Source organism: uncultured Algibacter sp., from assembly GCF_947490405.1.
In the GTDB taxonomy this organism is placed as follows: Bacteria; Bacteroidota; Bacteroidia; order Flavobacteriales; family Flavobacteriaceae; genus Algibacter_B.
The window spans coordinates 87,168-100,362 of the sequence record NZ_CANLGU010000006.1; the positions used below are offsets into that span (position 1 = coordinate 87,168).

The 13,195-nt window shown below is 35.3% G+C and carries 6 protein-coding genes; 2 read left to right on the top strand and 4 right to left on the bottom strand.

Features of this window, described 5'->3' with window-relative positions; translation table 11 throughout:
* Nucleotides 1-8: 8 nt before the first annotated feature.
* On the bottom strand, nucleotides 9-6,107 hold the full coding sequence (locus Q0772_RS13120) for a PKD domain-containing protein (protein WP_298345660.1): 6,099 nt from the start codon (nucleotides 6,105-6,107) through the stop codon (nucleotides 9-11).
* 206 nt (nucleotides 6,108-6,313) lie between these two features.
* On the opposite strand from Q0772_RS13120, the gene Q0772_RS13125 reads away from it, so the two are divergent.
* Nucleotides 6,314-7,240 carry a patatin-like phospholipase family protein gene (locus Q0772_RS13125; RefSeq protein WP_298345663.1) on the top strand — a complete coding sequence of 309 codons (927 nt, stop codon included), beginning with the start codon at nucleotides 6,314-6,316 and terminating at the stop codon, nucleotides 7,238-7,240.
* On the opposite strand, the gene Q0772_RS13130 is transcribed toward Q0772_RS13125, so the two are convergent.
* From Q0772_RS13130 to Q0772_RS13140, 3 genes are read right to left on the bottom strand one after another with little or no spacing between them, the layout of a single operon-like run.
* Nucleotides 7,232-7,753 carry a hypothetical protein gene (locus Q0772_RS13130; RefSeq protein WP_298345666.1) on the bottom strand — a complete coding sequence of 174 codons (522 nt, stop codon included), beginning with the start codon at nucleotides 7,751-7,753 and terminating at the stop codon, nucleotides 7,232-7,234. The two genes, Q0772_RS13125 and Q0772_RS13130, sit on opposite strands and share 9 nt — an antisense overlap.
* A gap of 18 nt (nucleotides 7,754-7,771) precedes the next feature.
* The gene (locus Q0772_RS13135) at nucleotides 7,772-9,331 is read right to left on the bottom strand and encodes an FMN-binding glutamate synthase family protein (protein ID WP_298345669.1); all 1,560 of its coding nucleotides are present in this window, start codon (nucleotides 9,329-9,331) and stop codon (nucleotides 7,772-7,774) included.
* A gap of 1 nt (nucleotide 9,332) precedes the next feature.
* Nucleotides 9,333-10,607 carry an amidohydrolase gene (locus Q0772_RS13140; protein WP_298345673.1) on the bottom strand — a complete coding sequence of 425 codons (1,275 nt, stop codon included), beginning with the start codon at nucleotides 10,605-10,607 and terminating at the stop codon, nucleotides 9,333-9,335.
* A gap of 143 nt (nucleotides 10,608-10,750) precedes the next feature.
* On the opposite strand from Q0772_RS13140, the gene Q0772_RS13145 reads away from it, so the two are divergent.
* Nucleotides 10,751-13,096: a UvrD-helicase domain-containing protein gene (locus Q0772_RS13145; RefSeq protein WP_298345676.1), complete on the top strand. Its 2,346-nt coding sequence runs from the start codon at nucleotides 10,751-10,753 to the stop codon at nucleotides 13,094-13,096.
* The last annotated feature ends 99 nt before the right edge of the window (nucleotides 13,097-13,195 follow it).

Here is a 13,195-nt window from a genome sequence, read left to right on the forward strand (position 1 = left end):
CTAACTGCTTATTTTATGGATGCAAATGCACCTTTTTGTGTAATGGTTCTACCATAGAATGTTTTTGCTGATAGTGTAAAGTAGTAGTTTCCGTTTTCTGCTTCAGCATCATTAATTTTTCCATCCCAGCCTTTTATGCTATCACCTTCTTCAGAATAAATTAAGCTGCCCCATGTATCGTAAATATTTAAGGTGATGCTATTTAGTGCTATAGACTCTGGTGTAAAATAATCGTTTAGGTTGTCTCCATTGGGTGTAAAGGCATTTGGCATAATTAAGCTGTATCCTTTTTCAATAACTATAGTTATTTGTTTGGTGTAAACACATCCAAATGGATAGGTTACTGTTTGGATTACGGTATAAGTGCCTTCATTTATATAGGTGTGTGTAGGGTTTTCTTCTGAAGAAAAATTCCCATCACCAAAATCCCAAGATACATTAGTGTAATCACCTGTAGAGTTATTTGTAAATTGTATAGGGTCTTCTATAGAATAAAATCCAAATGTGCTAAACGCGCTAGATGTTATAGAGAAATCTGCATCTCCCAAAATAGGGATGTTAACGTCGTAGGATAAGTTAGTTGTACATCCTATACTGTCAGATACATCTATTATAACCAAGCCATCTTGCGACGTATTCATAATTTCACCATTTGTTCCACTAACTGTGCCGCTAGACCAGTTAATAGAATAAGGCGGTACACCACCAGTTACTAATGCTATAAACGATTGATTTACTAATCGTGTGTCACAATTAAAATCCGTTTGAGTGTCAATATTTATGGTAAGTGGATCAAACCTATTAATAACCCAGCTTTCGGAAATTGTACAATTATTAGCATCAGTAACTTCAACCGTGTAATTCCCAGGAGGTATATTGTTTAAATCTTCTGTAGTTTCTCCATTAGACCAAGTATAAGTTAGCGGAAGCGTACCGCCAGTTACAATCAAGTTTATTGCGCCACTATTGGAGTCATTGCAATCCAATGCATCGGTTGTATTTGCTGAAAGTGATAAGGCTAAAGGCTCAGTGATTACAAAAGTTTCAGTTATGATACAGGGTTTTCCATCGGTAATCGTTACGGTGTATGTTCCTGGACCCATGTTGTTTCGTTCAACACCTGCAGAAGCATCATCATCCCAAACAAGTGTTACAGGGTCAATACCACCAACTAGATTTAAAATAATACGTCCGTCATTTTCTCCAAAACAAGAAATGTTTTCTACAACAGGATTTATAGTGAAAATTGGAGGTTCTTCAATAGTAACAGTTACAGTTTTTTGGCAATTCGTATCATCAGTTACTGTTATGGTATAATCTCCAGGAGATAAATTGGTTTGCGATAAGCCTGATCCTAAATTACTCCATGTAATGGTGTAAGGAGCGTTACCTCCAGAAATATTATTAATGGTAATAGAGGCATCATTATCGTTATAACATTCAATTTCGGTAGCTGAATAATCAATTATAATTTCATCAGATTGGTCAATTATTACGTCCAAGGTGTCTGTACAATTTGACCTATCGGTTACTGTAACGTTGTATGTGCCAGCTATCAATCCAGTAAGATTTTGAGAACTACTTGTAAAACCATTGGGTCCAGTCCAAGCATAGCTATATTCAAAAACTCCTGGAGATATTTCGGTGGGTCTACCACCAACAATATCGATATAAATTTCCCCAGTAGCTTCACCAAAACAAATAACATCCACTTTGTTGTTTAAACTTACACTAAGTTCTGGTGGTTCTATTATTGAAAAACTTTGAGCTATAGAAGGACAGTTATTCACATCTGTAACTGTCACTTCATAATCACCAGGACTGAGATTATCTAAATCTTCATCATTCGAATAAGGAGTTCCGTTTCTCGTCCAGTTATATGTATAAGGTGATGTGCCACCAGCTATTTCAATACCTATAGAACCATCATTAGCATTAAAACATGAAATCGTTTCAGGATCAAAGCTAATATTTGCGAATATAAGCTCATCAGGTTCAGTAATGGTGAATGTTTGTGTAAACGGACATCCTCCATCATCTAAAATAGTAACCGTATAATCACCAGGTTCTAAGTTAGAGAGGTCTTCATTTGTGCTTGAAAAACCGTTAGGACCTGTCCATGAGATTTGATAAGGATTTCCATTTGAAAAAGGAACCCCGCCAAAAACCTCAATATCCAAAGCGCCTGCATTAGCTGAGAAACAATTACTATTTGTTTGATTTAAAGTAATGCTAATAGATGGATTTACTGTAACAACTATTTCAAAGGTATTGCCAACACATATTCCAGATGTGGGTGTAACAGTATAGGTAACTGTTGATGGGTTTGTGGTATTGTTTGTTAAAGTTTGCGAAATATTATTTTGTGGAGTGTTTTCATCTATAGCACCAGTAATAGTTCCTGCGGGTACAATTGTAGGACTAGTCCAGGTATAAGTTGTGCCTGTTGGAGTGATGTCTCCTCCTGAATTATCTGGAGTTATAGTGAATGCGTTTCCGCTACAAATAATAGCTGTTTTATCGCTAATATTTGGTGTTTGGTTGATAATAATTTCAGCAATACTGGATGTGATTTCGGTACATCCTCCTGATGAGAATGTAACAACAACGTAATAATACATTGTGCCAACAGTTGTTGATGGCGGATTGTAAGTTGAATTTGTTGCTCCAGCAATTAGAGTACCCGTTGTAGTATCGTTTACCGTGTTGGAATACCACTGATACGTTGGTGTACCAACACCATTAGCATAAGATACTGAAAGTTGATTAATTGAATCTCCTAAGCAATATGTGTTAGATAAAGGTTGATTTGTGAAATTTGGAGCTGCATTTATATTAACCTCTGCTGTATTGCTTATAACACTACAATCTACCGCTATTTGAGAGACCACCACATAGTAGTAAGTTGTGCCAACAGTAGTAGTTGGTGGTGTAAATGTGTCAGTATTAGCTCCAGTTATAGGAGTTCCTCCAGTATTGGAATTTACAGTATTGCTATACCATTGATATTCATAAGCGCTACCAATACCTCCAGATACTGAGACTTCTAGGTCTTGGGGTAAGGTTCCTTGGCAAAGTGTTTGCGTTATTAATGGTTGCGTGGTTATTACAGGATCTTCAACAACAATAATTTCTGCAACTTCACTAGTAACTGCACTACAACCGCTTCCGTTAAGAGTAATTACAACGTAAAAATAATAATTGCCTGCAGTATTAAAAGTAGCAGGACTGTAGTTTGAATTTGTTGCTCCCGAAATTAGGGTACCACCTACATTTGAATTTGTTGTATTGCTATACCATTGGTAGGTTATTGTTCCTGTTCCTCCTGAATGCGATACAGATAATGCTGATGAAATATTGCCACCAACACAGATGCTTTGGGTAGTGGTTGGATTTGTATCTATTTGAATATTTTCAACAATTTCAATTCTGGCAACATCAGATGTTATTTCGTTACAACCAGCACCCGATGTAAATGATGTCACACAATAATAATAAGTAATACCAACAGGGGTGTTTGGAGGTGTGTAAGTTGATGTCGTTTCTCCAACAATTAAAGTGCCACCAGTATTTGAATTGACGGTATTACTGTACCATTGATAGGAAGGTGTTCCAGGACCATTAACAGATACAGATAATGGTGTTAAGGCTCCGTTTAAACAGATTGTTTCTGATATGGGTTGACTGGTAAATGCTGGTGCGGGATCAACAGTGATTATTAAGTTGACCGCAGCACCATCACAACCATTCAAGGATGGTGTAATAACAAATGTAACATCTTGAGAGGTTGTATTAGAGTTAACAATAGTTTGTACAGGAATGGTATCAGTATTTCCAGAGGCAATAAATCCAGTTACACCAGCAGGAGCAGAAGCAGTCCAGTTATATGTTGTGTTTGTAATATCAGATGTTAAAACAACTTCATCGGTATCAGTTCCAGAACAAATAGTTTGTGTAAGATTTGTGTTTGTAATTGAGGGAATAGGGTTAACCGTAAAATCTTCGGTTTCGGTTGTAGTTCCACAACCATTTGTTACACTAAACGAAACCTGATAATCTCCTGGAGTAGTATAAGTAATTGTTCCTGGATTTAAAGTGTTAGCTGTAGCAGGACTACCTCCGGGGAAACTCCAGGAATACGTAATTGTTTCAGCAGCAGGTGCACAAGTATCAACATTTGCTATAGGATTAATTGAAGCTGTTCCACAGAAATTATTTATATTATTTATAGTTGCTGTGGGCGGTCTTTTAACCTCAATAGTTTGAAAAGTACTGTTGCTTCCACATGAATTTGTAGTTGTTAAAGTTAAAGTATAGGTTCCTGCTTTATTGAAGCTAAGTGAGGGGGCTGCTGAATTTTCATCTGTTCCATTTGTAAAACTCCATTGTTCTGGCAAGGTATCGCAAAAGCCAGAGTTATAAGCAACCTCCCATAAATAAGTCTCGCCACCACAACTTAAACTTAAATCTGTTGTGTTAGTAGTTTGAATTGCTAATGGTGCACATCCATTATTTGTATTTAAAGTGAAGTTAGGAGTCAGTTCAGGTTCGATACAAATAGTATTTGTAACTGTGTTTGTGGTACCACAAAAGTTTTGTGCGTACAATGAAACAGTGTAGGTTCCTATTGCAGTATAAATATGAGACGGATCTCTTAAGTTAGATGTAGTTCCATCTCCAAAATCCCAAAAATAACCTGCATTAGTGTCACAATTTTGGTTATAACCTTCCTGAGACGTGTTATCAAATTGAATTGCGGTATTAATGCATCCAATTGGTGGGTTTTCAAATTCTACATCGGGTTGTTTTAAAATAATTATAGGGCCAGCAGTTAGGTTTGAGGCACCACAAGATGTTGTTATGTCTAATAAAACAGTATAACTGCTATTTGGGCAATTGGATTCTGTGTAAGTATGCGGAATTGGAAAGTTTTGAGAATTAACAGGATCACTAGCATTGAAATATGGCGATGCTTCCAATTGCGCTTGTGTATAAGTCTCTACGGTTCCATCACCAAAATCTACACGATAATTGGTATCTGGAGGGTTAGTTGCCCAAGAGCCTATGGCAAATTCTATAGCATTTACAGGAATACAAAGATTTACTGTATTTCCAGGATTTACAATGGCACCAGTGGGATTACTAGAGTTTTTGATTAAATAAGTAATAGAACTGTCGCAATTGGCTCCGTTTCCAGTTATCACCATATTAAACGAGCCTAGTTGCGCGTAGGTATGCATAATAGGGAAGCTTACATTAGTATCAGAACTTCCGTCTCCCCAATCAATATCATATGAATTTATACAAGCAGCTGAAGGCGAACCATTATCAACATTTATAGTATAAGCAGGATCTGAAGTGTTATTACCACAATTATTGAAAGGTTCTGTAAAGTTAGCAGCAGCATCAATATCTATAAAATCTAAATCGGGTTTTTCTAAAACAGAAACTGCTCTAGTGATTGAGTTGCTACAGCCATTATTATCGGTAATAGTTAGTGTAACGTTAACATTTTCTGTTCCACAACCAACAGATGTAAAAATATGACTTGGGTTTGCACTAGTACTAGTACTGCCATCATCAGAAAAAGTCCAGTTATATGTATAAGGCCCATTTCCTGAAACATTTGAGGTAAAGTTTACAACAGTGCCAGCACAAGCTCCGTTGTTATTAAAACTAAAATCTACCGTAGGTTCACTAACAACTACTGTAGCAGTACCAGTTACAGTTTCAGTATCATTTGAGCTGTCTCTAACAGAAACCAATTCATATACAAAAGTACCAGCAGTATTTGTATTTACATTAACTAATGCTGTATTACCAGTTGAAACTACAGTTTGTGTTGTTCCGTTTAATGTATAAGTAAACGTATATGGAGCAGAACCTCCCGATCCCGTAAAGGTTATCTGTGGGCTTGCATCATTTCTGCATACCGTAGTTGAGCCTGAAATACTTGCGTCTGGAGGAAGTAATATGTTTTTTTTAATATTTGAAGTTTCATGTATAGTATTATAGGGTGCTTTTTCTGATTCAACTTTATTTAGGGAAAATAAAGATATCGTGATTACAAAAAAAGAGAAACCTGTAAGAAAGTAGTGCTTTCTCATGTAAAAGAATTTGGTTGTTAATAGCTGATACTAAAATAATTATTCTTTTTAATGCAGCATCATCAAGATAAAAGATATATCAGATTTTTCTATAAAATACCTAATATTGGGTATATAAAACACTTGTGATAAAAAAAGACAGTTTTAGTTTTAGTACATTGCGAAAAATATTTCACTTCTTATTATATTTACTTTAGAAATAAAACATGAAAGCACTAGTAATTTCAGGAGGAGGAAGTAAAGGCGCCTACGCAGGTGGTGTTGCCGAATATCTTATTAAGGAGGAAGGGCGAGATTATGATATGTTTTTAGGGACCTCTACAGGAAGTTTGTTAATTCCACATTTGGCAGCAGGTAAAATTGATAAAATCCATAAGGTGTTTACCAATGTCAATCAAAATAACATTTTTAGCGTTAACCCATTTGTAGTCAGGAAAAAAGGTAATAGAGAATTTGTGTCAATTGATTTTTTGAATTCACTATGGCAGTTTATTAAAATGAAACGAACCTTTGGAGAGAGTAAAGCACTTCGTCGTTATTTGAAAAAGCATTTTACTTATGAAGAGTTTCAAATGATAAGGGAAACGAAAGACGATGTTGTAGTTACAGTTTCAAATTTATCCAAAAATATTGTAGAATATAAGTCGATAAAAGACTTTAACTATGATGAGTTTTGTGATTGGATTTGGATTTCTTGTAATTATATTCCCTTTATGTCCTTAGTAAAAAAAGACGGATTTGAGTATGCTGATGGCGCATTTGGTTGTGTAGTTCCCATTCGCGAAGCTATATTACGAGGCGCTACAGAGATAGATGCTATTATTCTAGAATCTGAAAGTATGCAGTATAATAAGGTTTTAGGGAAAAACCCGTTTTCTTTGATGATAAATCTATTTGGGCATCTTCTGGATCAGGTGGAGCGAAGTGATATTTTAATAGGAAAGTTGGCAGCTAAAAATAAAGATGTTCAACTTAACCTGTATTATACACCTTCAAAGCTTACTGAAAATTCATTGGTGTTTAACAAAAAGTTAATGACGTCTTGGTGGCAACAAGGGTACTATTATGCTAAGCAGAAGTGTGAGGCATCACGTTCTAATGAGTTACGAGATGAATTGCCACCATTACCATAAATCAGATACTTCTTCTTTAATAAAAGAAAGCGCTGCATCACTAGGAGAGGGGCGTTCCATCATTTCGGTTAAAACAACTTCTCGTAATTTATTTGCTGTGTCTGTTTTTTCTAACATACTAGCTTTTCTTATAAGCTGAATTGTGGCGTTTTTTGCTGTTGCAACAATGCTCCAACATTTATCACTTATATATATTTGCTGAGATAAATTATGCTCAAATTCTTGTTCAATACTTTGTATAAGTAATGCTTCGTAATCTTCTTTAATTGAGGAGTTTGGTGTTACTCGTATTAATAATTTAGCAGGAGAGATGCGTTCTAAAAAAAGAGCCATACGCTCATAAGCTTGCAAACGTAATGGCATCGCATTTACTTGTAAATCTTTTTTTAATAAAAATCGGCGTCTGCCATCTTCATTTTTTGTGTGTTCTCTAAAAAAGTAATAAGCAATTACACCTGTAATTACTGAGGGAATTATGTAAAAGAAAAGATCAATAATTCGACTAACGTCCATAGTTTAACTGTGTTTAATTTAATTTGGATGACCTCCCAAATATAAACAATCTTTCAAATCTTGCATGCCTTTAAATGGTACAGGTGTCTTTGTGTACATATAAGTACCATCTAATTCTTTAGAGAGGTTATGGTCGCCAACATTCATTTCAACATCTTTCATGGTAAATTGGCAAGGGTGTTCATGACCAGCAGCATGAGTAATCTCAATAAATTCCTTTCTAAAGGTTTTAAAATATTGCGCTAAACGCTCAGATTTTAGAGGAACATTAATACCATTTTGAAGCCATTTACTTTGAGTTGCTATACCTGTAGGACAGCGATTGGTATGACATATTTGTGCTTGAATGCAGCCAATACTCATCATAGCTTCACGAGCTACATTAATACAATCTGCACCCATAGCGAATGCCATAGCTGCTTTAGCGGGAAAGCCTAATTTACCACTAGCAACAAATACAATACGCTCAGTTAAACCTTTGCTTTTAAATAGTTTATAAACATCACTAAACCCATAAACCCAAGGTAGGGAGACATGGTCTGCAAAACTAGGCGGTGCAGCTCCAGTACCACCTTCACCACCATCAACAGCAATAAAATCTGGACCTTTACCAGTTTTCTTCATAATTTCTGCGAGCTCTTCCCATTGGTCTAATTTTCCAATTGCAGCTTTAATACCCACAGGTAAGCCAGTAATTTCAGCGATTTCTTCAATAAAATCCATCATTTCAGGAACATTAGAAAAGGCTTTGTGATTGGGAGGTGATAATACATCTTTACCAATTTCTACACCTCTAATTTCAGCAATCTCCTTAGTTATTTTAGCTCCAGGTAATACCCCACCTTTACCTGGTTTAGCGCCTTGAGACAATTTTATTTCAATAGCTCGAATAAAAGGATTGTCTTCAACTAGTTTCTTCATTTTTTCCATTGAAAAACCACCATCTTTAGCGCGAACACCAAAATAACCTGTACCAAAATGAAAGACTACGTCACCACCATTACTGTGATAAGGAGATAGCCCTCCTTCACCTGTATTGTGGTAGGCACCAGCAATTTTAACACCTTTATTAAGAGAGTCAACTGCTTTTGCTGATAAAGAACCATAACTCATAGCCGAAATGTTAATTATAGATGCAGGTCTAAATGGTCTTTTACGCTTGTTAAATGCACCCATAACTTTAGCACATGGTAAAAATGTTTTATCCATTTTATTGGGGTGGTTTTCAGGTAGTTTATAAGGCATCATAGCATTATTTATAAAAATGTGCTGATGCTCATATATATTTCTATCGGTGCCAAAACCTTCGTAATTATTCTCTTTTTTTGCTGAAGCATAAATCCAGCCACGTTCAATTCTGTTAAAAGGCAATTCTTCACGGTTATTAGCTACAAAATATTGGCGCATTTCTGGACCGATGCTTTCTAGCCAATATCGTAAATGACCAACAATGGGGTAGTTATGACTTATAGTATGCTTTTTTTGAAAAAAAATATCGCGAATAGCAACTAAGATAAGGAAAATAAGAATCCAGCCCCACCATGCTATATTTGATAAAAAATCTAGTATTGAATCCATGTTAATTGTTTAAAAAATCAAAAGTTATTTGAGTTAATGCTTTAACGCCTAAAAGCAGTCCATCTTCGTTAATCATAAAATCTGGAGTGTGATGTAATGGCGCTTTTTCAACGTTTTTAGGTTTTCCGCCTAGGTAAAAATAAAAACCAGGTATTTTTTCTTGGTAATATGAAAAGTCTTCACCGATGGTTTCAGCTTTGATTTGAATAACATTCTCTTCTCCAGCAGCTGTTTTTAAAGAGGGTAACATCTTTGAAACCAAACTGTGATTGTTATAGGTAACAGCAGTAAAATTTTCAAATACGATGCTTGCTTCACCACCATAAGCTTTGGCTATAGTCTCTGTCATAGCCTCCATACGTGTCATAATATGCCGTTTCATTTCAGGATCTAGTGTTCTAACTGTGCCAATAAGTTCTGCACTTTCAGGAATAATATTAAAGCGTACACCACTTGTTATTTTTCCAACGCTAATTACAGCAGCTTCGTTAATGAGTTCAGATTCTCTACTTATAATTGTTTGAAGTCCATCAATAATTTTTGCAGAAATAAGAATTGGATCTACGCCCAACCAAGGTTCAGAACCATGGGTTTGTTTTCCTTTTACATTAATTGTAAAACGTTCAACAGCTGCCATAGCACCACCAGGTTTGTAATGAATTTGGCCTACATCAACACCAGAACGAATGTGCAATCCAAAAATAGCATCAACCTTTGGGTTTTCTAAAACACCTTCTTTAATCATAAGTTTAGCACCACCTTTTTCATTGGGAGGAGGACCCTCTTCTGCAGGTTGAAAAATAAATTTCACAGTACCATTTATTTGATCTTTATGTTTAGTTAGTATTTCTGCAACACCCATTAAAATAGCGGTATGAGCATCGTGTCCGCAGGCATGAGAAACCCCAGTTTTTTTGTCTAAAAATGCGGTTTCTACAGTCGATTTAAATGATAAACTATTACGCTCAGTAACTGGAAGTGCGTCGATATCTGCTCTTAACGCTATGGTTTTTCCTTCTGATTTTCCTTTTAAAATAGCAACAACGCCTGTATGAGCAACCTTTGTTTGTACTTCTAAACCTAGAGATTTAAGATGTTTCGCGATCTTTTCTGATGTCTTAAATTCTCTGTTAGACAGCTCTGGGTTTTGATGAAAATCGCGCCGCCATTCAATAACTTTCTGTTCAATATCTATGTATGTTTTTTCTAGTTGATTCTGTGCAAGCGTAGAAGCTGTAACACATAGAAAAAGAAACAGAAAAAAAAGGTTTTTCATTAAAAAATTATTTTTTTGAAGCTTAAAGATATTCAAATTTTGTTAAAGACTAATATAAGATTGAATTGTTTATAATTATTGATAATTCTGAAGTAAAAAACGCCTAACATTAGTTATTTTCACGTGATTAAATTGAAGATGATTTGGAAAAGTATTTAAGCCAATTAAATGATGCGCAGTTAGAGCCTACGGTGCAGATAGAAGGACCTATGATTGTTATTGCGGGCGCGGGTTCTGGAAAAACACGTGTTCTTACTTATAGAATTGCTTATATGATGAGTAAGGGTATCGATCCGTTTAATATTCTATCGCTTACATTTACCAATAAGGCTGCACGCGAAATGAAAGAGCGTATTGCAACTATTGTTGGAGCTAGTGAAGCTAAGAATTTATGGATGGGAACGTTTCACTCGGTGTTCGCCAAAATCTTGCGTATCGAAGCAGATAGATTAGGATATCCTAGCAATTTTACAATTTATGATACACAAGATTCTGATCGTTTAATTGCTTCCATTATCAAGGAAATGAAACTTGATAAGGATATTTATAAATACAAACAAGTGCGGTCAAGAATTTCTTCATATAAGAATAGCTTAATAACGGTTAGAGCATACTTTCAGAATCCTGAACTTAAGGAGGCTGATGCTATGGCTAGACGCCCACTTATGGGTGATATTTACAAAGAATATGTAGAGCGTTGTTTTAAAGCTGGAGCAATGGATTTTGATGATTTGCTATTGAAAACCAATGAATTACTTACGAGATTTCCAGAAGTATTAGCAAAATATCAAAACCGATTTAAGTATATTTTAGTTGATGAGTACCAGGATACTAACCATTCTCAATATTTAATTGTTAGAGCGCTCTCAGATAAATTTCAAAATATTTGTGTAGTAGGTGATGATGCGCAGAGTATATACGCTTTTCGTGGCGCCAATATTAATAATATTTTAAATTTCCAGAAAGATTATGATGATGTAAAGGTTTTTAGATTAGAGCAAAACTACCGTTCTACTAAAAATATAGTAAACGCAGCGAATTCTATTATAGATAAAAACCAAACGAAACTTGATAAAATTGTTTGGACAGCAAATGACGAGGGGGAAAAAATAAAAGTCAATCGTTCTTTAACTGATGGCGATGAGGGGCGTTTTGTTGCCAGTACTATTTTTGAAAATAAAATGAATAATCAGCTTCAGAATAGTGATTTTGCCATTTTATACCGAACAAACTCTCAGTCAAGAGCTATGGAACAGGCTTTGAGAGATAAAGATATACCGTATAGAATTTATGGCGGTTTGTCTTTCTACCAACGTAAAGAGATTAAAGATGTGTTGTCTTACCTACGCTTAATTATTAATACAGCAGATGAAGAAGCTCTAAAAAGAGTAATTAACTTTCCGCCTCGAGGTATCGGACAAACCACTATGGATAAGCTTATAGTGGCTGCAAATGGCTATAAGAAAACCATTTTTGAGGTGATGAAAAACATTGATAAAACCGATGTTAAAGTTAACTCAGGCACAAAAATAAAACTTCAAAATTTTGTAACGCTTATTGAGAGTTTTCAAGTTATGAATCAGACTGCTGATGCTTTTGAGTTATCCGAGTATGTTGCTAGAACCAGTGGTTTAATAAGGGAATTTAATAAAGATGGTACGCCCGAGGGTGTTACCCGAATGGAAAATGTTGAAGAGCTTTTAAATGGTATTAAAGATTTTGTTGAAAACCAAAAAGAAATCGCTAATACTACTGGGTCTTTAGCAGAATTTTTAGAGGAAGCTGCGCTAGATACAGATTTAGATGCCGATAAAGGAGACCCAAATCATGTTACCTTAATGACCATACATTTAGCAAAAGGGTTGGAGTTTCCTAATGTGTTTGTTGTAGGATTAGAAGAAGATTTATTTCCTAGTGCTATGAGTATGAATACACGAAGTGAACTAGAGGAGGAGCGCCGATTATTTTATGTGGCCTTAACAAGAGCCGAAAAACAAGCCTACTTAACGTATGCACTGTCCAGATATCGCTGGGGTAAATTGATAGATTCTGAACCAAGCCGATTTATTGAAGAAATTGATGAACAATATTTAGATATTATAACACCAATTGAAGAGCGTCGCTTTAACCCAATGCTATCGGCTGATATTTTTGGTGATGTTGAACCTAATAAAATTAGATATAAACCAGCAAAAAGGCCCGTATTTAAAAAGGGAAAAACAGCAAAAAAAGAACCTGAGAAATTTCAAGTAACCACACCTAAAAATTTAAAACCTGTCTCTAAAACAAATGGGAGTAGTACTAGTAATACCAATTTGTTTGATAGTAAATTGGCTATTGGCAACATTGTTAAACATATTCGTTTTGGAACAGGAGAAGTTATGAAAATTGAAGGTGCTGGTGCAGATATAAAAGCTGAAATTAATTTTCAACATGGTGGCGTAAAGAAATTATTATTACGATTTGCTAAACTTGAAATTATAGGTTAATGCTTTAATTTACTATGCTACCATAGCTTTGAGGTACAAAATTTAATATATGTAGCGAGTGTTTTTTTAAAAGATGGCATCTAAATCATTAATAAACCA